Raw genomic sequence first — 24621 nt, forward strand, 5'->3', positions numbered from 1 at the left:
CTCGGGTTGGGTGGTCATGGACTGGTGCGGATCAGGCGCAGCACGCCGCCGTCGCCGTTGGCCGCGACCAGCAGTGCGCCGTCCGGGGCCACCGCGATGTCAGCGAACTGGGTCGGCGGGCTGACCGTGCCGGGCGCGGCGGCTGGTTCGCTCCGGGAGATCCCGGGTGGCAGGCCCACCGCCAGGTGCTCGACGTCGACCGCGCTCTCGCCGGTGCTCAGCAAGATCCTGCGCAGCCGCCGGTGTGCCACCTCGACCACGAACAGGTCCGCTCCGCTGATCGCCAGTCCCTGGGGCGTGCCCAGGTCGTCCGCCACGACCACGGCCGTGCCGTCGCCGTCCAGCCGGACCACCTGTCCGAGGCGGTCCTCGCTGACGTAGCAGCGTCCGGCGTCGTCGAAGGCCACGCCCACCGGGTGGTCGAGCGCGTCGGCGAGCACCGCCCGCTGGCCGACCGCGTCGATCAGCAGGACACGACCGGCCCCGCTTTCGGCGACCGCGAGCCGTCCGTCCGGCCCGACGGCCACCCCGGTGGGCTCGCTCAGCTCTGTTGCCCGCACCCGGCTGGTGCGCCCCGCCGGGTCGTAGGTGTGCACCTCCCCCTGCACGGTGGTGAGGTGGAGCAGGTCGCCGTCGCTGGCGATGCCTCGGGCGAAGCCGGGCAGGCCGCCGGAGATGACGTCCACCGTGTCGACACCGCCGGTACCGGTGGGACTCGCCACGCTGAAGTGGTCGGTCAGGTAGACCCTGCCGCGCCGGTCCGCCGCCACCCCGAAGGGGCCGTTGAGGCCGTGCGGCACCACCGGGCGGGTTCTGCCGTCCTCGTGGACCTCGGTGACGCCGCCCCTGGCGTAGCTGGAGACGAACATCCGGTTGTCCCCGTCGAACGCCGCGTTGTCCAGGCCGGCGATCCCGGTGACGGTGGTGGACCGCCGTCCCGAGTCCAGGTCGATCCGGGTGATCAGGCCTTCGGGGCCCAGGGACAGCACCACCAGGGTGCCGGCCAGGTCGAACCGCACGGCGACCGGGGCGTCGACGTCGGCGGCGACCAGTTCGGGCGGGCCGCCGTCCGGGGAGACCCGCCAGACCTGCTGGGAGAGCATGTGCGGGTAGTACAGGTAGCCGTCGGGGCCGACCTGCATGGCGTTGCCCAGGGCGATGTCGTCGGCGAGCAGAACCGGCGAGCCACCGTCCGGGAACAACTCGAAGAGCCGGCCGTTCGGGCGTATCTCGTTGACGAACAGCCGGTCGCCGACGCAGGTGATGCCGTTGGGCACCTGGACCTCCGCCGAGACGAGGCTGAACTCGCCCTCCGGTGTCCGCCGCCACACCCGACCCGGGGTCAGGTCGGCGATGTACATCGCCCCGTCCGCGCCGAACGCGAGGTCGTCCGGCGCCCGCACCGGGCTGTCCAGGGGAACCACGACCTCGACGTCGCCGGAGTCCATGTCGACGGCGCTGATCTGGCCGGCGAGGAACTGCGCCACGTACAGCCGGCCGTCCGGCCCGAACGCGACGCCGTTGGCGCCCCACAGGCGGTTCGGCTCGGTCAGCCGCGCGATGTCCCACCGGGCGCTCGTCGGCCGCAGCTGTCCACTGTGGTCGAATCGGCTGCCCGACATCACTGTTCCTGGCCGGGCACGAGCACGTCGGCGAACCCGTTGTCCTCGCGCCACTTCCTGATCAGTTCGTGGAACTCGACGGCCCCGCCGCTGTACCCGTCCGGGCGCGCCACCGGCTTGCCCTCGTTGTTGTAGTAGCCCGGGGTGCACTCGGCGAGCACCGGGTTGGGCCGCGCCGTCCGCCGCACGAAGGTGACCCACTCCTGCTCGGCCTCGGCGCTGGGCTCGACGTAGCGCGCGTGCCGCTCCTCGGCCTGCGCGATCATCGCGGCGATGTGGCTGGCCTGCTCGTCGAGGATGTGGACGAAGTTCACGGCCGCGGCGTTCTGCGCGGTGCCCATGCTGAACAGGTTGGGAAAGCCGTGACTGGTCATGCCGTGCAGCGTGCGCACACCGTCCCGCCAGTGCTCGGCGAAGGTGCGGCCGCCACGGCCCTGCACCGAGGGGCTGCCGGTGAACCCGGGGTGGGTGAGGCCGACCTCGAAGCCGGTCGCGAAGACGATGCAGTCCACTTCGTACTCGACGCCGTTGCTGACGATCCCGCGTTCGGTGATCCGCTCGACACCGCGCCCCTCGGTGTCGACCAGCGTCACGTTGGGACGGTTGAACGTGGGCAGGTACTCGTCGCTGAACGTGGGCCGCTTGCACGGATACCGGTACCACGGCTTGAGCGCCTGCGCGGTCGCCGGGTCCGCGACGATCGCGTCCACCCGGTCGCGGATCTCGTTCATCTTCCGGAAGTCGGCGATCTCCTGCACGAGTTCCCGCTCGTCCGGGGACAGGTCGGTGCGCCCCAGCTCGGCGAAGGCGGCCTGGGTGCGCTGGCTGAGATCACCCCACCGGTCGCCGACCATGTCCTCCCCCGGCCAGCCGCCGCTGACGATGGTGAGGAAGTTGTCCCGCCTGCGCCGCTGCCAGCCCGGCGTGAGCGTCCTGGCCCACTCCGGGTCGGTCGGGCGGTTCCCGCGCTCGTCCACAAGGGACGGTGTGCGCTGGAAGACGTACAGGTGCGCGGCGTCCTCGGCGAGGCGCGGCACGCACTGGATGGCCGTGGCACCCGTGCCGATGACCGCGACCCGCTTGTCGGCCAGCTTGTGCATGCCGCCGGTCTGGTCGCCGCCGGTGTAGGAGTAGTCCCACCGGCTGGTGTGGAAGGTGTGCCCCCGGTAGCTGTCGATGCCGGGGATGCCGGGCAGTTTCGGCCTGCTGAACGGTCCACTGGAGATGATCACGTACCGGGTGGTCATCCGGTCACCGCGATCGGTGGTGACCGTCCACCGGCACGCGGTGTCGTCCCAGCTGATGGTGGTGACCTCGGTCTGGAAGCACGCGTCGCGGTACAGGTCGAAAGTTCTGGCGATGGCCTGGGCGTGCCCTCGGATCTCCTCGCCGCTGGCGTACTTCTCGGTCGGCAGGTAGCCGACCTCCTCCAGCAGCGGCAGGTAGATGTAGGACTCGATGTCGCAGCGCACGCCCGGGTACCGGTTCCAGTACCAGGTGCCGCCGACGTCGCCGGCCTTCTCGATGATCCGGATCGACCCGACCCCGGCCTGGCGCAGTCGCGCGCCGGCCAGCAGACCACCGAAACCGCCGCCGATGACCACGGCGTCCACCTCGTCGGTGAGCGGTGCGCGGGTGAAGTCGGGGTCGGCGTGCGGGTCGTCGGCGTAGTAGCCGAAGTCACCGGTTGGGGCGATGTACTGGGCCGATCCCTCGGGCCGCAGCCTGCGGTCGCGCTCGACGCGGTACTTGGCCCGCAGCTCCTCGGGGTCGAAGCCGAGTTCGTCCGGGTTGAACAGGGTTGACCTGGGTGAAGGATCGGTGTGCGTCATCTCCCTGCTTTCTCTGGTCATTGTTCGCCCGAACACGTCGGGTGGCGCGAAGGCGTGAACACCCGGACGGTGCGCCGGATCGCGCGGAAGGCGGCGGAATGCCCGCGGGTGCCCCGAAGCGCTCGGCGGCCGGCCGCGTGGACATCAAGAATCAGGTCGTGGTGTTGGTCACCGCCCGCCGCGCTTCGCGGGCGGGCGGTGCTTGCTCATTCCACCGCCAGCTCGGCTACTCGCTGAGCGCGGGGCCGAGCAGGTGGGCGACGGCGTCCACGAGCAGGTCGAGTGGGTCGTCGGTGTCCATCGGCCACTCCCCCGCGGTCCACACCGAGAGGAACGACTCCAGTTGCAGCACGGCCATCAGCGCCCGCTGCCGCGCCACCGCCGGTGGGGTGCCCCGCCAGCGGTGCGGGTCACCGGCCAGTGTGGACACGTAGCCCTCGTGCGCCACCATGTAGTGCTCGCGGGAACTGCTGGAGTCAATGCCCACCACCGGGCCGGCCGCGCTGAGCACGTGGATCATCGGCGCCATCTCCCGCCAGCGCACCACGGCGCCGTCCAGCCAGGCCCGGATCGTCGCGCGGTTCCAGGCCGGCACGGCGGCCAGTGCGGCGTAGACCTCGTGGGAGATGTCGTACACGCGCACCAGGAGCGCCCGGATGATCTCGTTCTTTCCCGGGAAGTGCGCGTACACCGTCGCCCTGGTGACCCCGGCCGCCCTGGCGATGTCCTCCATCGTGGCGCCCACGAAGGATTTCTCCGCGAACACCGTCACCGCCGCGTCGAGCACCCGGTTGCGGGTCAGGTTCTTCTGCTCCTCGCGCAGGCTCACCCGGGACTCCGACGTGGCCGGGCCGCCGCTGCCGCGGCGGGCCGCGCCGGCACTGACGACTCGGTGGTCGAACCGGTGCCCACCTTCGGATCGCGCCCCATGTGGTCACTATACAAACTGTCAAACGAGCCGACAATGTGTCTACCGACACGGGCGACCGTGGGCGCGCCGGAGCGGCCGGCAGCCGTGGACCGGACTCAGCGGCCACGGCGACCGGCCGCACTCCCCTCCGACTGACCGGGACCTATCTGTCTACTTCGGACTGAACGGTGCCCAGGGGCCGAGGGTGAACCCACCGTTCTCCCCGCGGACTTCCACCGCACCCGCACCGCCGAAGTGCGCGGGGACGAGCAGTTCCCGTTCCTCAGCCGCCCGCTGGAGAATCCGGCGGCGACTGGCCGCCGCTTGTTCCGGGGCCAGGCAGAAGCCGCTGTTGCAGGAGGGCCGGAGGACCTGCACCGGGCTGTGCAGCAGATCTCCGACGAAGACCGCCCGGTCGCTGCCAGAGGCCAGGCGCAGCACCGACGAGCCGGGAGTGTGGCCGGGCGCGGCCTCCAGGGTGAGGTGTTCGTCGATGCGGTGCACGCCATCCCACAGCACGACCTGACCCGCCTGGTGGACCGGTGCGATGCTGTCCTGGTAGGTCAGCCGGTCGTCCTCCCGCAGGCCCTTCCCGTACCCGTTGTCCGGCCCGAAGTGGAAGTCGTCGGCGGCCGGGATGAGGTACTGGGCGTTGGGAAAGGTCGGCACCCACTCCCCGTCCGCGTCAACGGTGTTCCAGCCGACGTGATCGACGTGGAGGTGGGTGTTGACGACGACGTCGACATCCCTCGGTTGGACACCGGCCCTCGCCAGCAGGCCCAGAAAATCCCCCTGCCAGTGGTGGAACGGTGGCGAGTCCGGTCGCTCGCGCCCGTTGCCCACTCCGGGATCGACCACGACGGTCCGTCCACCGCTGCGCAGCACCCACGTCTGCAGCGCGAGCACCGCCCGGCCGCTGTCCGGCTCCCAGTGGTCCGGCGCCAGCCAGTCCGCGTTGTCCTGCCACACCTCGGCCGGAGCCTCCGGAACCAGGTCGGCGGCCGGCACGAACGGGCCGTGCCACTCCACCACCCGGATGACCTCGACATCCCCCAGCACGAGGCTCCGCACTTTCTCGTTCATCACGCGTTCGACCCTAAGAAGGGCCGGACGACCTCCTCAATGATCGCTCAGCTCAGCCGAATACGCATACGTCTCACGGCTGGTACGCGCGATACCGTGAGCGAATGGACGTGGTGAGTGACGCGATCGCGGCCGTGCGCCTCGGGCACCCCCGGTCCAACCGGGTGCGGATGAGCGGGAGCTGGTGCGTGCGGCAGGACCCGTACCAGGGCGCGGGCTTCCTCGTCGTCATGAAGGGCAGCTGCTGGCTGTTGCCCGACGGCGGTGCTCCGGTGTCCCTCGGCGTGGGTGACGCGCTGCTGCTGCCCCACGGCACCGGCCACGTGATCGCCGACTCCCCGGTCGACACGGCCACCGCGCTGGACAGGGCGGTGCCCCTCCAGCAGTGGCTCGCAGGGCCAGGACCGCGAGCCCAGCCCGAGCCCCGCGACGTGGAGGCGCTCTGTGGCAAGTACCGGCTCGACTGCAGCCGGCTGCATCCGCTCCTGGCGGAACTGCCCAACGTCGTCCACCTGCCCAACCGGGTGGGCGGCCACCGCGAACTCCGCACGGCGATCGACCTGCTCGCCGGCGAGCTGGGCGAGCGGCGGCCCGGCTCCTGCATCGCGCTCCCGAGCCTGCTCGACCTCCTCCTCGTCTACATGATCCGCGCCTGGATGGCCGAGGCCACCAGCGGAACCTGGCCCGGCGCCCTGGGCGACCCGGTGACGGCCGCCGCCCTGCGGGCGATGCACTCGGACCCGGCCGCCCCGTGGACCAACGACCGCCTGGCCGCGCAGGCCGGCGTCTCCCGACCCACCCTGGCGCGCCGGTTCACCGCCCTGGTCGGCCGCCCTCCCATGGCCTACCTCACCTGGTGGCGCCTGACCCTGGCCGCCACCCTGCTCCGGGACACCTCGGACACCCTGGCCGTCATCGCCGAGCGAGTCGGCTACGGCAGCCCGTACGCGCTCTCCCACGCCTTCCAGCGGGAGTTCGGCACGACCCCGGGGCGGTATCGAGTGGAGGCCGCGGTTCGGTCGACGATCGGCTGACGACCCGGTGTGGCGGCGCTCGGAGCGGGTGACCGGCAGCCAGGCGCCGGCCCGGTCAGGTGGTGTGCCCGGGCGGTGGTTCTGGCGTCCCGGCGGGGTTTTCCGAACCGGCGGCCGGCGCCGCGTGCGTTGCCGAGATGGGCGTGCCGACCAGCGCGTGGATGCCTCCGCAGGGCGGCCACTCCCCTGCCGGACGCCGGTGCCAGCGGCAATGCCTAGCGATCGAGGTCCTGGCGCGCCTGCGTGGCGGCGTGGGCGGCGAGGCCGTCGGCCATCCGCTGCATCACGCGCCGCATGACACCCTTCATCAGCCACCCCATCCCCCACCGGGCTTTGTAGGTCCCGTGCCAGTGGATGACCGTGCCCCCGTCGGCTGTGGGGGTGAGGTCGATGACCGCCCGGTAGTCGTGGATGGTCGGGTTGAAGGCGTCCTCGTAGGTCAGTTGCTTCTCCTCGACGAGTCCGGTCAGCCGCTCCCCGGTCACCGTCCGCCCGGTGCGGAACGCGCGGACCGCGCCGACCTGGTCCCGGCCGTGGGGATCGAGGCCGCTGGAGCGTTCGGTGACCAGGCTGTCGACGGCCGACCAGACCGGCCAGGTGCGTGCGTCGACGAGCAGGCGCCAGACGACGGCTGGAGGTGCTGTCGTGGTGGCGGTCGCATCGTATTTCAGCATGGTTGACGTCCTTTCGTTCGGCACCGCCGCCCCGTGGCAGGGCTCGACCGGGCTGGGTGCTCATCGTGGGAGTCGCGACCGGGGCTGCCCGGAGGGGAGCACCCCCGTGTCCGGGGTCGCCGGTGGGTGCGCGGCAACCACACAGCTGCTCGGCACTGCCCGAACCTAGGCGAGCGACCGGCCGAGGAACATGCGCTGGATTGCCGAGTTCCGATCGGAAGTTGCGGTACCCGACCGGACGCCGACGTGGCTCAGGAAGGCCGCCGACAGTGCTCCGGGACTGGCGAACCCGCACCGCTCGGCGAACTGTCCGACGGTGAGGGTGCCGCCGGAGCGCGGCCGCCGGGCCCGCTCGCCCCTCAGCCGGGCGCGCCGTGCAGGACGAGCTGGTAGATCCGCGCGCCGCGCGGTGTGCTGGCGCGCAGTTCCCGCGCGCCGTCGCGCTGCCAGTAGGACAGCTGCTCGCGCCGCTGCTCGGTCAGTTCCTCCTCGTTGGTCGCGGTGACCTCGACGCGCAGCGCGGCCACGGTCACCTCGGGCAGGTCCAGCCGGTTCACGCGTTGCACGTTGTCGCGCACGGTGGCGAGCACCCGCCAGTCGGTGTCGCCGGGCGCGCGGCCGAGCACCCGGTAGTCCCGCACGCACTCCGGCGCGCGCCACAACGCCGGGGCCAGGCCGAGCTTGGTGTTGAGTCCGGTGTCGAACCACAGCACCAGCCGGGTCGGCCGCACCGGCCTGTCCCAGGCCAGTTCGATCCACTGGGGCAGGCCCTGGGCCGGGTCGGAGGCCCACTGGTTGGTCCAGTCCTCCGGGTAGGCCACCCCGGTGCGCACGTCCTCGGCGCGGTACGGGTACTGCCGGGGTGTGACGCGCAGGCTCAGCGCGAGCCACTTGTCCTGGCACCAGTGCGCGAACTCGGGGAGTTCGGCCCACGGGCTGGTGGGGTGCGCGCGGGAGTCGTGGTGGAACTGGGCGACCGTCGCCACCGGCTGCTGCCGCGCCGCCGTCCAGCTCACCCGCTGCTCCGCGCCGAGCACCAGGCGGTGCAGGCCGGTGCGCACCTCGCCGCGCACCGGGATGGTCAGCCAGCCGTGGTGGTGCGCACCGACCCGGAGCCGTCCACCCGCGACCAGGACGCCGTCCTCGCGCTGCCACAGCGTGGCGACCCGTTCCAGCCGCCACCGCAGCTCCACCGGTACCGGCGCGGTGCTGCGCAGGTGCACGGCGAGGTCGTCGATCCACCGGGTGGCCACCGGGAAGACCTGCGCCCAGGGGCGGTCCAACGCCCGGCCGTCGTCGTGGTCCGGCTCGTCCAGAACCAGTGGCGCCTGCGAGGAGGCGGTGATCCGGGCGGCGCGCGCCAGATCGTCCGGAATGGACAGTCGTGATCCGGGAACGCGCACGTCCTGGTAGAGCGCGCGGTCACGGATGTGCTCGACGTGGCCGGGTTGGGCGGCCTGCCTCGGGGTCAGCCCGTGGGCCAGCGCGTACGCGGCGGCGACGCCGGTGGCCTGGCCGATCTGCGCCAGGGTCTGCTGCACGCGCAGCGCGCCGTTGGCCACCCGGGTGGAGCTGAGCAGCCGCCCACCCAGCCACAGGTTCCGCACGGTGCGGCTGTAACAGGCGCGCAGCGGTACCGTGAACGGGGGAACCCGCACCCAGGCCCGGTAGTTCTCGTCCACAAGGGACGGTTCGCCGGGCTTGGTGACGTCCAGCAGCCCGGTCCCGGTGTGCAGGTCGAGGTACCAGCCGGCGCCGGCGACGCGGTCCGGCCAGTGCCGGTCGGTGTGGCAGTCCCGCTCGCTGAGCACCACGTCCCCGAGCACCCTGGCGCTTTCCCGCTTGCCCACCACCGAACCCACCCACTCCAGCGCGTAGTTGGCGAACCGGTCGCGGTCCGGGTGGTGGTTCTTGATGTAGTCCCACACGCCCATGACGTGCCGCAGCAGCGTGTCCCTGACCTCCTCGGTGCCGGTGATCTGGTGGAAGGGGTAGCCGATCTCCAACCACCAGAAGCCGCCGAACTCCGGCCGGTCGACGTTGCGCAGCACGCGGAACGGGCCGAGGTCCTCGGGCCGGCGGTAGGGCACGGCCCAGGCGGGCGCGGTGAACGGCACGGGCCGGCCCACGTCGCGCGCCTTGATCGAGAGGGTGCTGCCCGCGGTGACGCGGTCCCGGGTCGCGGGCGCGATGATCTCGTCGTACTCGGCCCGCGCCTCCCGCCCGTAGTCCAGGTCGGCGCCGGCCAGCCGGGACAGCGTGGCGTCCCCGGTGCAGTCGGCGAACTGGGTGGCGCGCAACCGGATCAGCCGGGCGGTGCTGATCTGCACCGCCTCCACCGCGACGATCCGCTGACCGGCCAGCCGGACCTGGTTGACGTGGGTGTTCAGCAGCACGGTGAGCGCCGGCTCGGCCGCGGCGATGCCGTGCAGCACCAGGTCGTACCCGGAGTTGGTGAGGCCGTTCTCCCAGAACTGCGCGTGGTTGCTGGCCCGGTCGGCGAGCAGGATCTCCTCGATCAGCCCGGTTTCCCTGGCCCACGCCGAGTGGTGGCTGGCCCCGGCCGGCACCACCCGGACCTCGCTGGAGGAGTTGCCGCCCAGCACCGGGCGGTTGTGCACCAGGGCGGTGCGGCAACCCTCCCTGGCCGCGGCGACGGCCAGGCACAGTCCGGCCAGCCCGCCGCCGACGACCACCAGCTCGGCCTCGACGTCGCACTCGTAGCGCGGCTCGGCATCGGCGTGGTCGCGCACGTCCACCCCGCTCACGCCTGCCCGGCCTGGAGCGCGGGCAGCCGGGGCACCGCGGCCAGCAGCTGCCGGGTGTGCTCGTGCGCGGGCGCGCCGAGCACCTGCTCGGCCGGGCCCGCCTCGACCACGCGTCCCGCGTGCACCACCACCACGTGGTCACTGACGTGCCGCACCACGCCCAGGTCGTGCGAGATGAACAGCACGCCCAGACCCCAGGCCCGGCGCACCTCCAACAGCAGGTCCACGATCTGCGCCTGCACGGACACGTCCAGCGCGGACACGGCCTCGTCGCACACCAGCAGCGCCGGCGCGGGCGCGAGTGCGCGCGCCACGGCCACGCGCTGGCGCTGCCCACCGGACAGGTCGAGCGGGCGGCGGTCGAGCACGGACGCGGCCAGCCCCACCGCCGCGAGCAGCTCCCTGGCGTGGGCCGGGCGCTGCCGCCGGGGCACCCCGCCGGCGGCGAGCGCCTCGGCCAGCACCCGGCGCACGGTGTAGCGCGGGTCGAAGGAGCCGAGCGGGTCCTGGAAGACCGCCTGCACGCCGGCGCGGCGGTCCGCGTGCCCGCACCGCTGGACCGAGCCCTGGTCGGGGGTGTCCAGGCCGAGGATCAGCCGGGCGAGGGTGCTCTTGCCGGAACCGGACCCGCCGACCACGCCCACCACCGCGCCGGCCGGCACGGTGAGGTCCACCCCGGCCAACGCGACCAGTTCGGTTCCGTCCGGTCGGGCGAAGACCTTGCCCGCGCCGGACAGGCGCACCAGCGGCTCACCCGACCCGGCCGGCGGGCGGGATGGGCTCACCCTGGCCAGGTCGAACACGGCGGTGGACAGCCGGCTACCCGGGGCGTGCGCCGAGGGCACCGCGGCCAGCAGCGCCCTGGTGTACTCATGTGCGGGCGCGCCGAGCACCTGCCGGGTGGGGCCCTGCTCGACGATCCGACCGTCGCGCAGCACCGCGACGCGGTCGGCCACCGCGCCGACCGCCGCCAGGTCGTGGCTGATCAGCAGGACGCCCGTGCCCGCTTCGGTGATCTCGCGCAGCAGCGCAAGCAGCTGCCGCTGCACGGTGGTGTCCAGCGCGGTGGTCGGCTCGTCGGCGACGAGGAAGGCCGGGCGCCCGGCCAGTGCGGTCGCGATCAGCACACGCTGGCGCAGCCCACCCGACAGTTCGTGCGGGTACTGGTCGAGCCGGCGCGCCGGGTCGGGCACGCCGACCGACTCCAGCAGCTCCACCGACCGCCGGCACAGCCGCGCCGGGGTGAGCCGGTGGTGCAGCCGCAGCGCTTCGGCCAGTTCCTGCCCGATCCGGCGCAGCGGGTCGAGCGCGCCCAGCGCGTCCTGCTGGACGAACCCGACCAGCCTGCCCCTGGCCCGGCGCCAGTCGCGCCGCGTCCAGGCGCGGGCGTCCCGCCCGGCGATCTCCAGCCGGGTCGCGCTGACCCGGGCCTGCCGCTGCGCCAGGCCGAGCAGGGCGCGTGCGGTGACGCTCTTGCCGGAACCGGACTCGCCGACCAGGGCGAGGCATTCGCCGGCGGCGACCCGCAGCGACACGCCCCGCACCGCGTGCAGTCCGGGAAAGGTGACCGAGAGGTCGGCAACCTCCAGCGCGGTCATGCTCGTCCCCTTCCCTCCAGCGCTGCCTGCCAGTGCCGACCCAGCACGGTGACGCAGATCGCCGCGGCCGTGACGCACAGCCCGGGGAAGACCACCACCCACCAGGCGCGGCCGAGCAGGTTGCGGCCCTCGGCGAGCATCGCGCCCCACTCGGGCGTGGGCGGCGCGGTGCCCAGGCCGATGAAGCTCAGCCCGGCGCCGGCGATGATCGCGGTGCCGACCCCGAGCGTGGCCAGGACGGTCAGCGGCGCCAGCGCGTTGGGCAGGATGTGGCGCAGTGCCACCGTCATCCGGCCCTGACCGAGGGTGCGGGCCGCCTCGACGAACCCGCTGCCGCGGAGCACCTGGGCCTGGGCGCGGACCAGCCGCGCGTACTGCGGCACGCTGGCCACGCCGATGGCGACCGCCGAGTTCACCGGTCCCGGCCCGAGCACCGCGATGCACACCAGCGCGAGCAGCAGGCCGGGGAAGGCCAGCAGGATGTCGACCACGCGCATCAGCACCGCGTCGACGACGCGGGACAGCACCGCGGCGAGCAGGCCGAGCACCGAGCCGACCAGGAAACCGATGGCGGTGGCCCCGACCCCGACGGCCAGGGAGACCCGCGCGGCGTGCACGGTCCTGGCGTACACGTCACGGCCGAGCTGGTCGGTGCCGAAGGGATGGCCCGGGGCCGGTGGTCGCAGCGCCTGGCGGAAGTCCATCGCCTGCGGGTCCACTGTGGACAACACCTGCGGGGCCAGCGCGGCCAGCAGCAGCACGGCCAGCACCGCCGCCGGGAACAGCACCGGCCAGGGGATCCGCCTGGACAGCGGCGACAACGCGGGTGCGCTCACGCCCTGATCACCTCCGGTCGGTGCGGGCGGCCGTCGACGACGACCAGCCGTGGCGCGTCCAGTTCCGCGATCCCCGCGCGGGGATCGCCGTCCAGCAGCAGCACGTCAGCCTTCTTGCCGGTGCTCAGCGACCCGGTCCAGGAGTCGATGCCCAGCTGCCGCGCGGTCGCGGTGCTGGCCAGCCGGAGCAGGCCGGGGACGTCGAACCCGATCTCCGCCCAGATCCGCAGTCCGTCCAGATAGGACCGTCCGGGCCGCACGCCGCGCAGCCCGCAGTCGGTTCCCACCGCCAGGGCCACGCCGTGCTCGACGGCGGCGCGGACCGCGTCCACCCGGAACCGGCGGTGCGGGAACCGGGGCAGGTCCCACAGCCCGCTGACGCACGGGCTGAGCGCGACGCCCTTGTCGGCGGCTTCGGTGAGCACGGCCCGGTCCAGCACCGGACCGTCCGGTGTGGACCAGGAGGCGTGCTCGACGGTGGCCACGCCGACGCGGACGCAGTCCCGGATCGCCTGTGTGCCGTGGGCGTGCGCGGCCACCGGCAGCCCGAGCCGGCGCGCCTCGCCCACCACGATACGCAGTTCCTCCTGCCCCCACTGGGACTGCCACGGCGGGGGCGAGCCCGGGGTGAGGTGGCCGCCGGAGACCATCACCTTGATCACGTCCGCGCCGGCGTCCGCGTGCGCGCGCACCCGGTGGCGCAGGTCCCGCCGGTCCGCGACCACCCCGCCCAGGAACCAGCAGTGCCCGTTGGGCACGGTCAGGGGCTCGCGCGCGGTGAGCACGCGCGGCGCGATGCCCGGCTCGGCGCGCACCGCCGCCACCAGTCCGTCGCGGTCGCCCAGGTCCCGGACCGTGGTCACCCCGGCGGCCAGCAGGTCGGCCAGCCGCTGCCGGATGCCCCGCCGGTGCGCGGCGTCGTCCTGGGTGAGCACGCCGCGCACCACGTGGTCTCCGGCGTCGAACAGCAGGTGCACGTGCGCGTCGACGAACCCGGGCAGCAGCGTCCCGCGCGGGGCGTCCACGTGCCGGGCGTCCGGCCCGGCCACGGCCAGCGCCCGCGCCCGGTCCCCGACGTAGCTGATCCGGTCGCCGTCCACCACCACCCCGCAGGCGCCCTCGGCCAGCCGGCCGGCCGGGGTGAGGTGCCTGGCCGCGGTCAGCACCAGCGTCATCGCGCCGCCTCCCGCGCTCGCCCCGGCTGGCGCAGCCGGGGGTCGACCACCAGCGACACCAGGTCCACCAGCAGGTTGATGACCAGGAACAGCAGCGCGGCCAGCAGCACGACCGCGGTCACCACCGGGAAGTCCTTGGCGATCACCGCGGTGACCAGGGTGCGCCCGATTCCCGGCCGCGCGAACACGGTCTCCACCAGCACGGTGCCGGTGAGCAGGTCGCCCACCAGCCAGCCGCCCATGGTGATCAGCGGGACCGCGCCGTGGCGCAGGCAGTGCCGCAGCCGCACGGCCACCTCGGACAGGCCGCGCGCCCGCAGCGTCGTCACGTAGGGCTGCTCCAGGGTGCGGTCGAGCGCGCCGCGCAGCACCTGGGCCATGACCCCGCCCAGCGGCAGCGCCAGGGTGACCGCGGGCAGCACCAGCCCGGCGACGCCACCGGCGCCGGCAGCGGGCAGCCAGCGCAGCTGGAAGGAGAACACCGACAGCAGCAGCAGGCCGACCCAGAACAGCGGCGCGGACACGGCGAGCAGTTCGCCACCGGACACCCACGCCGCCACCGCCCCGCCGCGGCCGGCCGTGGCGGTCGCCGTCACCACGGCGATGGCGGCGGCCAGCCCGGTCGCGGCCAGGGCCAGTTGCGCGGTGGGGCCGAGCTGGGACGCGAGCACGTCGCCCACGTCCTGGGCCAGCTGGTAGGAGCGGCCGAGATCGCCGGTCAGGGGCCGCACCAGGGACCGCAGGTACTGCAGCCACCACGGGTCGGCCAGGCCGAGTTCGGCGCTGATCCGCTCGCGCAGCTGCGGTGACGCGCCGACCTGGGGACCGAGCACGGTGTCCACCGGATCACCCGGCGCCGCCCGCAGCGCCAGGAACGTCACGGTCAGCGCGCCCCACAGCACCAGCACCCCGCCCCACAGCCGGTGGGCGGTCACGCGCAGGAGTTGGCGGGTCATGCCGGCTCCACCCAGGTGTCGTAGAAGGTGGTCCAGGAGTTGGCGTCCAGCGCCAGCCCGTGCACGGTGGCCCGGTACCCGTAGGCCTGGGTGCTGGTGTGGACGGGCAGCGCGTAGGTCTCGTCCAGGATGCGCTGCTGCACCCGGTGGTAGGCCTGCGCCCGCCGCCCCGGGTCGACGGCGCCGCGGCCCTCGGCGAGCAGGGCGTCGATCTCCGGGTCGTGGATCCGCGACCCGTTCGCGCCGCCGTCGGCGAACTGGCTGCCGCTGGCGTAGATGGTGCTGAGCAGGTCGGGGTCGGCCCGCGCCCAGCTGAACCCGATCAGGTCGTAGCGGCCGGCGTTGCGCTCGGTGAGGTAGGTGCCGGAGTCGACCGGGCGCAGCACCAGGTCGATGCCGACCTTGCGCAGCTCCTGGTGCACGGCCTGGCTCACCAGGTCCTGCTGGTCCCGCACCAGGTTGGCCGACCACGGGTGCACCACGGTGAAGCGCTGGCCGTCCCTGGTGCGGTAGCCCTGCGCGTCCCGGCCGGTGTAGCCCAGCTCGTCGAGCAGGCGGTTGGCCAGTGCCGGGTCGTAGTTGCGGCGGGTCTCGGTGCCGGGGTCGTAGCCGAACGTCGGCGGCGACAACGGGCTGTGCGCCCGGTCGTACTGTCCGAAGTAGACTCCGGCGACGATGCCGTCCAGGTCGATCGCGGCCCGCACCGCCTGACGCGCCCTGGGGTCGGCGAAGGGCTGCCTGGCGGTGTTGAAGAAGTACGTGTACGGCTGGCCGGGTGCGGCGTGCTTGAGCACGGCCAGCGCCGGGTCCTGGGCCACGAACGCGATCTCGGTGGGCGGCAGCGCCGCGGCCACGTCGACCTGCCCGCTGCCCAGCGCCCCGGTGCGCACCGCGTCCTCGGGCAGCACCCGCACGCTGAGCCGCTCCAGGTGGGCCGGGCCCTGGTGCGCCGCGGTGGCCGGCGCCCACCGGTAGGCGTCGTTGCGGACGAACTCCACACCCTGCCCCTTGACGGCGCTGACCTCGCGGAACGGACCGGAGCCCACCGCGTGCGGCCCGCCGGCGCACAGCTCGTCGCCGTGCTCGCGCAGCGCCCTCGGCGAGTAGAAGCCGAGGTAGCTGGTGCTGGCCGCCTGCAGGAACGGCACGTACGGCTGGTGGAAGCGCACGCGCACGGTGCCGGCGTCGAGCACGTCGGTGCCCGCGTACGGGCCGAGCAGGCTGACCGCGTACTGCGATTTCGTCTCCGGAGCGGCGATGTGCTCGAAGTTGGCCCTGACCGCCTCGGCGTCGAAGCGCTCGCCGTCGACGAACCGGACGTCCTCGCGCAGGTGGAAGGTGTAGGCGCGGCCGTCCGGGGCGACCTCCCAGGAGCGGGCCAGCCAGGGCGCGAACCCGCCGTCCGGGCGCTGCGCCACCAGCGAGTCGAACGCGTTGCGCTGGATCTCGCCGGTGATGTCGGCCGGGCTGACGTGCGGGTCGAGGCAGTCCGGTTCCCTGGCCACCGCGTAGACCAGGGTGCCGCCGCTGACCGGGCCGGCCGAGGGCGCCGCCGGCGGGGCCGCCGCCGCGCACCCGGCCGCCAGCAGCGCGGACACCGCGAGCACGGCCCACTGCCGCGCGCGGGGCTCAGTAGTCGCCATTGGCCGTCCACCCACCGTCGACCCGGATCGTCGAGCCGGTCACCGCCGCGAAGGTGGCCCCGGTCAGTTCGTGGATCACCGCGGCGACCTCGGCCGGGTCGAGCAGCCGGCCCTGCGGGGTGCGCCGGACGATGGCGGCCTCGTCCAGCCCGCCGGCGGCCAGCGCCCGCTCCACCATGGGGGTGCGCACGTAGCTCGGGCTCAGCGCGACGACCCGGATGCCGTCCTCGGCCCACTCCAGGCCGAGCACCTCGGTGAGCATCCGGATGGCCGCCTTGGAGGTCGCGTAGGCGGCCCGGCCTCGGCCGGCGCGGTGCGCGGTGACCGAGGCCAGGTTCACCACGAGTCCGCCGGCGCGGGACAGCGCGGGGTGCAGTGCCTGACTGACGTAGAAGGTGCCGGACAGGTTGGTGGCGATCACCCGGTCCCACACCGAGGGCGGCAGGTCGCGGGCCGGCCCGCTGCCGCCCACGCCGGCCGCGTTGACCAGCAGCCGCACCGGCTCCAGGCCGGCGGCGGCGGTCCGCACCGCGGCGGGATCGGTGACGTCGACGGCCGTCCAGGCGATCGCCGGGTCGCTGCCGGGCTCCCGGTCCCAGCCCACCACCCGCCACCCGCGGTCGAGCAGGTAGCTGGCGGTGGCCGCGCCGATTCCGCTGGCCGCGCCGGTGATCACGGCCAGCGGCTGGGCAGTGCTCCGGTCAGGCATCGGCGGCTCCTCCCGCCGGGCTTCGCCGCCGGGCGGTGGCCACGGCACCGGCGAGCGCGAGCGCGGCCAGCACCGTGCCGGCCGCGGTCACGGCGAGCACCCGGTCCGCGCCGAAGCTCATCACCCACACCCCGAACGCCGCCGCCGCGTAGAGCACGGACAGGTTCCAGGACAGGGCGACCGCGGTGAATCCCGGGGACTGCCCGGCGATCAGCGTCTGCTGGTTGGTGTCGAAGGCCCCGGCCGCGACGAACCACACCGGGATGAGGACCAGGCTCACCCACAGGCCGGAGGCGCACACCGCGCCGACGAAGGTCACGATCAGCACGCCCAGCCAGATCGGCAGCAGCACCGCCTCGGTCCGGCCGGTGCCCCGCAGCCGGTCGGCGACCCGGCCGCCCAGCAGCGACCCCACGAACATGCCCAGCCCGCTGAGCAGCCCGACGAACCCGAGCGCGTACCCGGGCAGGTGGTGCCGGTTGGCCAGGATGTCGGACAGGAACGTGTAGGCGCCGAGGTTCGCGGCGTGGAACAGGAACGTGATCAGCAGCGTGGTGCGCACCGGCGCGTGCGTCCACGACCGCAGCAGGGTGCGCACCTCGCCGCGCACCCCGGTGCGGGCGCCGGCCGCGGTGGGCCGGGCGGTGCGCAGCGACCACCACAGCAGCGGCAGGGTCAGGGCGGAGGCCACCGCCAGCGCCCCGAACGACCAGTGCCAGTTGGCCGCTGACGCGATGAACGCGCCGATCGGGACGCCGAGCACCTGGCCGATGGCGAAGCTGCCCATCCCGCCGCCCACCGCGGTGCCCCGGGCGTGCTCCGGCGCGGTGGCCGCGATCCACGACCAGATCGCCGGGCCCGACATGGCCACACCCAGCCCGGCGACACCGCGCACCACGGCCAGCACGGTGAAGTCGGAACTGATCGCCGCCACGGCGTTGCCGACCGCGAAGACCAGCGTTCCGCCGACCACCATCACCCGCGCCCCGGTCCTGGCGTAGGCCAGGCCCTGGATCGGCCCGGCGATCGCCTGGACGAGCACGTACACGGTGACCAGCGAGGCCACCGCGGTCACCGGGACCCCCAGGTCGGGCGCGATCACCGGCAGCAGCGGCGCCACCAGGTACATCTCGGCCCCGAACAGGAACAGCAGCAGGTACAGCTCGGCGTAGCGCAGCAGCACCCTGGGCACCGCGAGCCGCGGCGCCACCTCGGCCGCGTCGCGTGATGTGTCGCTCATGTGATCCCTGTCTACAGTGGAATGTCAGGCTGGTATTCGGTCAACCAGACGTCGAAGTTGAGCATGATCTCCGCGCCCACGTTGCTGATCAGGCTGCCCGGCTGGGACACCGGGTCGACGGCGGCGCGCAGTTGGTCGGCGGCGAACAGCTCCGGCAGCCGGCACGCCGGGTCGGCCAGCCGGGCGGCCAGCTGGCCGCTCACCGCCGCGGCGTAGGCCGGGTCCGGTGTGGACGGATAGGGCGCTTTCCTCCTGGTGGCCACCGACTCCGGCAGCAGGTCGCGCACTGCCGCGCGCAGCAGGCTCTTCTCCCTGCCGTCGGCGGTGAGCGCGGCCCACGGCAGCGGGTGCACCAGTTCGACCAGCCGGTGGTCGCAGAACGGCACCCGGACCTCCAGGCCGGCGGCCATGGTCAACCGGTCCTTGCGGTCCAGCAGGGTGGGCAGGAACCGGGTCAGGCCGAGGTGGCGCAGCTCCCGCAGCCGCCGCTCCACCCGGTCCTCCCCGGGGTGCCCGGCCACCTCGGCGACGGCGGTCCGGTACTGGTCGGCCACGTAGTCGTGCACGCCGAGCCGCTCCCGCAGCTCCGGCCGGAACAGCCGCAGGATGCGCGGGTGCAGGCGGCCGTGCGCGGGTGAGTCGGCCATCCACGGGAAGGTGTCCGCCCAGACCGAGTCGTCCCGGTGGAACCACAGGTAGCCGCCGAATACCTCGTCGGCGGATTCACCCGAGAGGGCGACCGTGGAGTGCTGCTTGATCCGCTGGGCCAGCGCGTACAGGCTCATGTCCAGGTCGCCGATGCCCAGCGGCAGGTCGCGGGCGCGCACGCAGGCCAGCCGGGCGGCCGGATCGGCCAACCGGGCCCCGTCGAGCACGATCCGCGTGTGGTCGGTGCCCAGGTGCGCGGCGGCCTCCAGCGCGTAGGGCCCGTCCGCGCCGGCGGCCACCTCGGTGGGCTGGAACGGGGCGGTGAACTCCACCGAGAAGGAGCGCACCGCGTCCTCGTGGCCGAGTTTGTTGGCCAGCGCGGTGATCGCCGTGGAGTCCAGGCCGCCGGACAGCAGCGTGCCCAGGTCGACGTCGGCGACCAACTGCCGTTCGACGATGTCCTCCAGCAGGTCCCTGGTCGCCGCCACCACCGAGGGCCACTCGCTGTCCGCCGCCGGACCGCCCGCGTCCCGCTCCAGCCGCCAGTAGCGGTGTTCCCGCACCCCGCTCTGGTCGACCCGCACCACGCTGCCCGGCCGGACCTCGACCAGCTCGGCGTATGGCGACCGGCCCGGCACCTTGAGCAGCGGGAGCATCAGCTGGATCAGGCCCTCCTCGTCCACCCTGGCCGCGCCCCTGGGGTGCGCCAGCACCGCCTTGGGCTCCGAGCCGAACAGGACACCCGTTGGCAGCCGCTGGTAGTACAGCGGCTTCACCCCGAGCCGGTCGCGCACCAGCCACAACCGCCGCTGCACCAGGTCCCACACGGCGAACGCGTACATGCCGTTGAACCTGTCCACACTGGACAGACCCCACTCGTGCCATGCGGCCAGCACCACCTCGGTGTCGCTGGCGGTGGTGAAGGTGTGCCCGCGCCGCACCAGCTCCGCCCGCAGTTCGCGGTAGTTGTACAGCTCACCGCTGTAGGTCAGGGCCAGCACGGTGCGGCCGTCCCTGGCCAGGGTCATGGGCTGGCCGCCGCCCTCGATGTCGATGACGGCGAGCCGGCGGTGCCCCAGGCCCGCGCTCTCGGACAGCCAGACGCCGGTCGCGTCCGGGCCCCTGGCGTGCAGGGTCTCGGTCATCAGGCGCAGGGTGGTTCCCGCGTCCGGGCCCAGCCCGGTGTAGTCCACCCAGCCGGTGATGCCACACATGCAACAGCCCTCCACTCAGCGGATGCGCACCCGGTAGGCGCGCAGCCAGGCGTCGATGTTGAGCAGGAAGTTCAGTCCGGCGGTCGCGGTGGTCGCGGCCCTCGGGCTGGGCAGCGGCTGGCCGGCGGCGAGCAGGCGGCCCACCCGCTCCCGATCGACCAGGTCGAACACCCGCGCGTCCCGGTCGTGCAGCAGCGCCACCGCGCGCTCGCGCAGCGCGGTCAGGTAGCCGGGGTCCGGGTTGGGTGGGAAGCCGCTCTTGCCCCGGTTGACCACGGCCTCGGGCAGCAGGTCGGCGACGGCCTGGCGGAGCAGGCCCTTCTGCTGGCCGCCCGCGGCCTTGATCGACCACGGCACGTTCCAGACGTACTCGACCAGCCGGTGGTCGCAGAACGGCACCCGGACCTCCAGCCCGGTGGCCATGCTCATCCGGTCCTTGCGCTCCAGCAGCGCGCCCAGCCACCGGGTCAGCGCCAGGTAGGACACCTGGCGGAGGCGGGCGTCCACTGTGGACTCGCCGGGCAGCTCGGGGACCTCGGCCAGTGCCTGGCGGTGCCGGTCGCGCATGTACTCGTCGGGCCGGACCCGCTGCCGGATCTCCTCGCGCAACAGCGTGGCCGGGCTGGTCCGGCCACGCATCCACGGGAATCCCGGGAACTCGTGCGCGGCCGGGTCGGCGAAGTAGGGGTAGCCGCCGAAGACCTCGTCGGCCGACTCCCCGGACAGCGCCACCGTGGAGTGCCCGCGCACCTTCTCGAAGAGCAGGTGCAGTGAGACGTCCATCTCGCCCCACCCCGGCAGGTCCCTGGCCCGCAGCACGCGGTCCTCGTAGCCGAGCACGTCCTCGGGCTGCACCAGGATCGTGGTGTGCTGGGTCCCCAGGTGCGCGCTGACCTGGTGCACGTACGGCTCGTCCCGGCTGGGGTGCCAGGTGGTGCGCTGGAACGCCCGCTCACCGCCGGGGAAGTCAACGGAGTAGGTGGCGATCTTCTCCCCGCCGGCCCGCTCGCGCACCGCCAGCGCGGTGATCGCGCTGGAGTCGACGCCACCGGACAGCAGCGACCCCACCGGCACGTCGGCCACCAACTGCCTGGCCACGATGTCGCCGAGCAGGTCCCGCACCCGCTGCCGGGTGGTGGCCAGGTCGTCGGTGTGCTCGGCCACCGGCAGCGTCCAGTAGGCGGTGTCGGTCAGGCCGTGCCGGGTGAACCGGACCACGTGCCCTGGCTGCACCTGGCGGAGTCCGCTGTAGACGCCGTGGCCCGGCGTCGGCGCGGTCGGCACCGCGAACAGCTCGGCCACACCCTCGTCGTCGAGTTCCGCCTCGAACAGCGGGTTCGCCAGCAGCGCCTTGGGTTCCGAGCCGAACAGCAGGCCACCCGGATAGGGGTGGTAGTACAGCGGCTTGATGCCCAGCCGGTCGCGCACCAGCAGCAGTTCACCGGTTCGCCCGTCCCAGATGGCGAAGGCGTACATGCCGTTGAGCCGGCGGACGAACTCGACCCCCCACTGCCGGTAGGCGTTGAGCACCACCTCCGTGTCCGAGCTGGTGCGGAACACCTGGCCGAGTGCGCGGAGTTCGGCCCGCAGCTCGCGGAAGTTGTAGGTCTCCCCGCTGTAGCTGATCACCACGTCGTCGGCACCGGCCGCGGCCATCGGCTGGGTGCCGCCGGCCAGGTCGATGATGGACAGCCGGCGGTGGCCGAGGAACGCGTGCTCGCGCACCCACACACCCCCGGCGTCGGGTCCCCGGCGGATCATCGTCTCCGTCATGGCCAGCAGCGTCGGCCGCTCCTGGCCGAGGTCGCGCTGCCAGTCGACCCAGCCCGTTATTCCGCACACGTCGGCACCCCTTCCTGGTCACGAGTCCACCCGGCGGCGGGTGGGGCGGGCAGCGGTGGCCGGGCCCGCTCGACCGCGGCGCCGACCCGGAACAGCTCGGCCTCGCCGCCCGGTCGGCCGATCAGCTGCACCGCCACGGGCAGCCCGGCCGCTGACAGTCCACAGGGGACGGTCAGGGCGGGGTACCCGAGCAGGCTGGCCGGCCGGCACAGCCGGGGGTAGGCCGCCACGTAGTCCTCCTGGCTGCCGTCCGCGTGCCGTGCCGTCGTTGCGTCGAGACGGCCGGCCGGTACCGGCACGGCGGGTGCCAGCAGCACGTCGGCCCGGTCGAACGCCGCTGCCCAGCCCGCGATGACCGCGGCCGGCAGCCGGGCGGCGGGGTCGCGGTCCCGCCGCCCTGAGGTGTGCATCAGCGGTGCGCTCCAGCGCCGGTCGAACGCCTCGGCCGGCACCGCCACCCGACCCGGCCGCGCGTCCAGTGCGGCGGCCACCGCCTCGACCGCCGCCAAGAGTTCCGGATCGACCCGGTCCTGGAAGCCGCCGCCGGGCACGGCGATCCGGGGCCGGCCCCGTCCGGGATCGGGGGTGCGGCCGCCCCGCAGCACGGCGAAGGCGAGCGCGAGATCGCGGACCGTGCGCGCGAGCAGCCCCACCTCGTCCAGCTCCGCGGACAGCAGCGCCAGCCCGTCGCGGGGCAGCACCCCCTGGGTGGGGCGCAGCCCGGCCACCCCGCACAGCGCGGCCGGGATGCGCACCGAGCCGACCGTGTCCGAGCCCAGCGCCAGCGGCACCGCGCGGGACGCGACAACCGCCGCCGACCCGCTGCTGGACCAGCCCGGTGTGCGGGCGGGGTCCCACGGGTTCCTGGTCGGCGCGGTGAAGCCGCCCGGGTTCGGCGCCCAGGTGGCGCCCAGCACGATCGCGCCCGCGTCCTCCAGCCGGCGCAGCACCTCGGCCGGCCGCGCCGACCAGGGCATGGCGAACAGGCGTTTCGCGGCGACCGGCACGCCGTGCAGCGGACCGAGGTCCGCGCCCCGCAGCACCTGGCGCTCCGCGTCCCTGGCCGCGCTCCAGGCCCGGTCCAGGCGCAGGTCGGCGAACCCGCGCACGCCCGGCTCGGTGCGCTCGATCCGCTCGGCGAGCGCGGCCAGCAGGTCCACCGGGGACAGGGCACCGGCCCGGATGAGCCGGCTGGCCGCCACCGCGTCCAGTTCGGCCACGGCCGGGTCCACCCCGGTCGCGGCGCTCATCGGGGTGGCTCCGGCGCGCCGACCACGTCCGAGGCGAAGGAGAAGGCCCCCGCACCGTGTCCTTCCACAATGGACAGCCACTCGCGGACCAGCCGCTCGAACCGCGCCGGGTGTTCCAGGTGCGGGAAGTGCCCCGAATCCGGCCACACCAGGCTGCGCGAGAGCGGTCCGCGCAGGAAGGACACCTCCAGCGCGGCGCGGTCGGCCTGCCGGTTCAACGCCAGCACCGGGCAGGCGCGGTTGGCCAGGTACCGGCGGGTGGCCGGTTCCGTCGAGATCGAGTCGGGCCCGAGGTGGATGTCGGCCAGGGTCCGCCAGATCACCTCCGGCGCGGTCGCCCGCACCCGGCTCCGCAGCCAGGCCACCAGGTCGGGTGCCCGGTCCGGGTCGACGCTGTCGGCCACCAGTGCCACGGCCAGGTCCCCGTCCCCGGCGCGCAGCCGGGCCACCCACGGCGCGACCACCCCCTCGTGCCCGGCGGGCCGGCCGTAGGCCGGGTCGACGACCAGCAGCGCGGCCACGGTGGCGGGGTGCTCCACCGCGACGATCGACACCACCAGGGCCCCCAGTGAGTGCCCGACCAGCACCGCGGGTTCGGCCAGCCGGGCGCGCAGCAGTTCGGCGACATCGGCCGCGAGCACGAACGGCGAGTAGCTGGTGGGTGAGGCCGGGGACCGCCCGTGCCCGCGCAGGTCCAGGGTGAGCACGCGGTGCCGGTCGGACAGCGACTCGGCCAGCCGGTCCCAGTCCCGCCGGTCCGCGCCCCAGCCGTGCAGCAGCAGCAGCGGCGGGCCCGGCGTCGCCGAGCGGGCCGCGGTGTCGGTCACGTACAGCGCCGTGCCGTTCACCTCGACCAGCCCCTCATCCCGGTGTCCGCCGCGGTCGTGGGGGTGTCGTTGGCCGGTCAGCGCGCTCATGCCCGCTCACCGGCCCGTGCCGGCCACTCCGCCGCGCGCCGCACCTGCCACCGGCAGCCGTGGGTCTGGCCGTCCTCGACGAGTTCGTAGGTCGCCTCGTAGCCCTTGGCGCGCGCGTTGGCCGAGGTGGACTCGGTGCAGTACTCGCAGGGCGAGCTGAGCGTGAGCGGCACGCCGCGCCGGCGGGCCAGTTCGCGGTAGCTCCAGATCCCGCACCGGGTGACCCGCAGCCCGGCCCGGTCCGCGGTGGACTCGGTGACCTGCTGGGCCGACCCGTAGTTGTCGAGTTGCCGGCGCAGCCGGTCGACCACGTCGGCGGCGCCCCCGCCCCGGTCGGGTTCCACCGCGGCGTAGACCGCCGCGTTCGACCGCGCCCACCTGACGATCTCCGCGTGGCCGAAGTGGGTGACCAGGAACCGTTCCAGCAGCGCCTGGCCCCGGAAGAACGCGCGCTGCCACGCCAGGTGGTCGGTGCTGTCCAGGGCGGGCAGGTCGGCGAAGATCTCGGCCTGCACCTGGATCCAGTCGTAGAGCGCCTCGGTGGCGCGCCGGTCCACCAGATACCCCGTCATGCCCGCCTCGGCCTCGAACAGCCGCTGCTGCCACAGCCGGGCGCGCTGCGCCCCGGTCACCGCGTCCGCGCGGTCGATCGCGTCCAGCTCCGTCATCT

19 protein-coding genes are annotated in these 24621 nt (G+C 73.9%); 1 reads left to right on the forward strand and 18 read right to left on the reverse strand.

Going from position 1 to position 24621, the window contains the following annotated elements:
• Positions 1 to 14 precede the first annotated feature (14 nt).
• The 4 genes from LX83_RS23555 to LX83_RS23570 all read right to left on the reverse strand — a co-directional run bounded on the left by LX83_RS23555 (position 15) and on the right by LX83_RS23570 (position 5447).
• A complete protein-coding gene (locus tag LX83_RS23555) occupies positions 15 to 1622 on the reverse strand; it encodes an NHL repeat-containing protein (protein ID WP_253774989.1) in 1608 nt (535 codons plus the stop codon).
• On the reverse strand, positions 1622 to 3454 hold the full coding sequence (locus LX83_RS23560) for a flavin-containing monooxygenase (RefSeq protein ID WP_253774991.1): 1833 nt from the start codon (positions 3452 to 3454) through the stop codon (positions 1622 to 1624). The genes LX83_RS23555 and LX83_RS23560 overlap by 1 nt, the downstream gene beginning before the upstream one ends.
• Before the next feature lie 226 nt (positions 3455 to 3680).
• Positions 3681 to 4283: a TetR/AcrR family transcriptional regulator gene (locus LX83_RS23565; protein ID WP_253774993.1), complete on the reverse strand. Its 603-nt coding sequence runs from the start codon at positions 4281 to 4283 to the stop codon at positions 3681 to 3683.
• 252 nt (positions 4284 to 4535) lie between these two features.
• Positions 4536 to 5447 carry an MBL fold metallo-hydrolase gene (locus tag LX83_RS23570; RefSeq protein ID WP_253775197.1) on the reverse strand — a complete coding sequence of 304 codons (912 nt, stop codon included), beginning with the start codon at positions 5445 to 5447 and terminating at the stop codon, positions 4536 to 4538.
• A gap of 104 nt (positions 5448 to 5551) precedes the next feature.
• Between LX83_RS23570 and LX83_RS23575 the strand changes: the two genes are divergently transcribed.
• Positions 5552 to 6481 carry an AraC family transcriptional regulator gene (locus LX83_RS23575; RefSeq protein WP_253774995.1) on the forward strand — a complete coding sequence of 310 codons (930 nt, stop codon included), beginning with the start codon at positions 5552 to 5554 and terminating at the stop codon, positions 6479 to 6481.
• Between the two features lie 215 nt (positions 6482 to 6696).
• On the opposite strand, the gene LX83_RS23580 is transcribed toward LX83_RS23575, so the two are convergent.
• The 14 genes from LX83_RS23580 to LX83_RS23645 form a co-directional block, all read right to left on the reverse strand.
• The gene (locus tag LX83_RS23580; protein ID WP_253774997.1) at positions 6697 to 7155 is read right to left on the reverse strand and encodes an SRPBCC family protein; all 459 of its coding nucleotides are present in this window, start codon (positions 7153 to 7155) and stop codon (positions 6697 to 6699) included.
• 359 nt (positions 7156 to 7514) lie between these two features.
• The gene (locus LX83_RS23585) at positions 7515 to 9923 is read right to left on the reverse strand and encodes an FAD-dependent oxidoreductase (protein ID WP_253774999.1); all 2409 of its coding nucleotides are present in this window, start codon (positions 9921 to 9923) and stop codon (positions 7515 to 7517) included.
• The gene (locus LX83_RS23590) at positions 9920 to 11521 is read right to left on the reverse strand and encodes an ATP-binding cassette domain-containing protein (protein WP_253775001.1); all 1602 of its coding nucleotides are present in this window, start codon (positions 11519 to 11521) and stop codon (positions 9920 to 9922) included. Before LX83_RS23590 ends, LX83_RS23585 begins: the two co-directional genes overlap by 4 nt.
• Positions 11518 to 12357 (reverse strand): ABC transporter permease, encoded by an 840-nt coding sequence (locus tag LX83_RS23595; protein WP_253775003.1) that lies wholly within the window; start codon positions 12355 to 12357, stop codon positions 11518 to 11520. Before LX83_RS23595 ends, LX83_RS23590 begins: the two co-directional genes overlap by 4 nt.
• Positions 12354 to 13532 carry an amidohydrolase family protein gene (locus LX83_RS23600; RefSeq protein WP_253775005.1) on the reverse strand — a complete coding sequence of 393 codons (1179 nt, stop codon included), beginning with the start codon at positions 13530 to 13532 and terminating at the stop codon, positions 12354 to 12356. The genes LX83_RS23595 and LX83_RS23600 overlap by 4 nt, the downstream gene beginning before the upstream one ends.
• Positions 13529 to 14488 (reverse strand): ABC transporter permease, encoded by a 960-nt coding sequence (locus LX83_RS23605; RefSeq protein WP_253775007.1) that lies wholly within the window; start codon positions 14486 to 14488, stop codon positions 13529 to 13531. The genes LX83_RS23600 and LX83_RS23605 overlap by 4 nt, the downstream gene beginning before the upstream one ends.
• Positions 14485 to 16131 (reverse strand): ABC transporter substrate-binding protein, encoded by a 1647-nt coding sequence (locus LX83_RS23610; RefSeq protein WP_253775009.1) that lies wholly within the window; start codon positions 16129 to 16131, stop codon positions 14485 to 14487. The genes LX83_RS23605 and LX83_RS23610 overlap by 4 nt, the downstream gene beginning before the upstream one ends.
• Positions 16118 to 16840 (reverse strand): SDR family NAD(P)-dependent oxidoreductase, encoded by a 723-nt coding sequence (locus tag LX83_RS23615; RefSeq protein ID WP_253775011.1) that lies wholly within the window; start codon positions 16838 to 16840, stop codon positions 16118 to 16120. Before LX83_RS23615 ends, LX83_RS23610 begins: the two co-directional genes overlap by 14 nt.
• Positions 16833 to 18080 (reverse strand): MFS transporter, encoded by a 1248-nt coding sequence (locus LX83_RS23620; RefSeq protein WP_253775013.1) that lies wholly within the window; start codon positions 18078 to 18080, stop codon positions 16833 to 16835. The genes LX83_RS23615 and LX83_RS23620 overlap by 8 nt, the downstream gene beginning before the upstream one ends.
• Positions 18081 to 18091: 11 nt before the next feature.
• Positions 18092 to 19942 carry an asparagine synthase (glutamine-hydrolyzing) gene (gene asnB, locus LX83_RS23625; RefSeq protein WP_253775015.1) on the reverse strand — a complete coding sequence of 617 codons (1851 nt, stop codon included), beginning with the start codon at positions 19940 to 19942 and terminating at the stop codon, positions 18092 to 18094.
• 15 nt (positions 19943 to 19957) lie between these two features.
• The gene (gene asnB / locus LX83_RS23630; protein ID WP_253775018.1) at positions 19958 to 21784 is read right to left on the reverse strand and encodes an asparagine synthase (glutamine-hydrolyzing); all 1827 of its coding nucleotides are present in this window, start codon (positions 21782 to 21784) and stop codon (positions 19958 to 19960) included.
• Positions 21772 to 23034 (reverse strand): amidase, encoded by a 1263-nt coding sequence (locus LX83_RS23635; protein WP_253775020.1) that lies wholly within the window; start codon positions 23032 to 23034, stop codon positions 21772 to 21774. The genes asnB (LX83_RS23630) and LX83_RS23635 overlap by 13 nt, the downstream gene beginning before the upstream one ends.
• The gene (locus LX83_RS23640; protein ID WP_253775022.1) at positions 23031 to 23951 is read right to left on the reverse strand and encodes an alpha/beta fold hydrolase; all 921 of its coding nucleotides are present in this window, start codon (positions 23949 to 23951) and stop codon (positions 23031 to 23033) included. Before LX83_RS23640 ends, LX83_RS23635 begins: the two co-directional genes overlap by 4 nt.
• Positions 23948 to 24619 (reverse strand): hypothetical protein, encoded by a 672-nt coding sequence (locus LX83_RS23645; RefSeq protein ID WP_253775024.1) that lies wholly within the window; start codon positions 24617 to 24619, stop codon positions 23948 to 23950. Before LX83_RS23645 ends, LX83_RS23640 begins: the two co-directional genes overlap by 4 nt.
• Positions 24620 to 24621: the final 2 nt, after the last annotated feature.

It is taken from the genome of Goodfellowiella coeruleoviolacea (assembly GCF_024171785.1).
GTDB lineage: Bacteria > Actinomycetota > Actinomycetes > Mycobacteriales > Pseudonocardiaceae > Goodfellowiella > Goodfellowiella coeruleoviolacea.

What these genes read in the sequence shown, in the direction of transcription:
- LX83_RS23555 (WP_253774989.1), bottom strand. Translation starts at nt 1,622, where the DNA reads ATGTCGGGCAGCCGATTCGACCACAGTGGACAGCTGCGGCCGACGAGC.
- LX83_RS23560 (WP_253774991.1), bottom strand. Translation starts at nt 3,454, where the DNA reads ATGACGCACACCGATCCTTCACCCAGGTCAACCCTGTTCAACCCGGAC.
- LX83_RS23570 (WP_253775197.1), bottom strand. Translation starts at nt 5,447, where the DNA reads ATGAACGAGAAAGTGCGGAGCCTCGTGCTGGGGGATGTCGAGGTCATC.
- LX83_RS23575 (WP_253774995.1), top strand. Translation starts at nt 5,552, where the DNA reads ATGGACGTGGTGAGTGACGCGATCGCGGCCGTGCGCCTCGGGCACCCC.
- LX83_RS23580 (WP_253774997.1), bottom strand. Translation starts at nt 7,155, where the DNA reads ATGCTGAAATACGATGCGACCGCCACCACGACAGCACCTCCAGCCGTC.
- LX83_RS23590 (WP_253775001.1), bottom strand. Translation starts at nt 11,521, where the DNA reads ATGACCGCGCTGGAGGTTGCCGACCTCTCGGTCACCTTTCCCGGACTG.
- LX83_RS23600 (WP_253775005.1), bottom strand. Translation starts at nt 13,532, where the DNA reads ATGACGCTGGTGCTGACCGCGGCCAGGCACCTCACCCCGGCCGGCCGG.
- LX83_RS23605 (WP_253775007.1), bottom strand. Translation starts at nt 14,488, where the DNA reads ATGACCCGCCAACTCCTGCGCGTGACCGCCCACCGGCTGTGGGGCGGG.
- LX83_RS23610 (WP_253775009.1), bottom strand. Translation starts at nt 16,131, where the DNA reads ATGGCGACTACTGAGCCCCGCGCGCGGCAGTGGGCCGTGCTCGCGGTG.
- LX83_RS23615 (WP_253775011.1), bottom strand. Translation starts at nt 16,840, where the DNA reads ATGCCTGACCGGAGCACTGCCCAGCCGCTGGCCGTGATCACCGGCGCG.
- LX83_RS23620 (WP_253775013.1), bottom strand. Translation starts at nt 18,080, where the DNA reads ATGAGCGACACATCACGCGACGCGGCCGAGGTGGCGCCGCGGCTCGCG.
- asnB (WP_253775015.1), bottom strand. Translation starts at nt 19,942, where the DNA reads ATGTGTGGCATCACCGGCTGGGTGGACTACACCGGGCTGGGCCCGGAC.
- LX83_RS23635 (WP_253775020.1), bottom strand. Translation starts at nt 23,034, where the DNA reads ATGAGCGCCGCGACCGGGGTGGACCCGGCCGTGGCCGAACTGGACGCG.
- LX83_RS23640 (WP_253775022.1), bottom strand. Translation starts at nt 23,951, where the DNA reads ATGAGCGCGCTGACCGGCCAACGACACCCCCACGACCGCGGCGGACAC.
- LX83_RS23645 (WP_253775024.1), bottom strand. Translation starts at nt 24,619, where the DNA reads ATGACGGAGCTGGACGCGATCGACCGCGCGGACGCGGTGACCGGGGCG.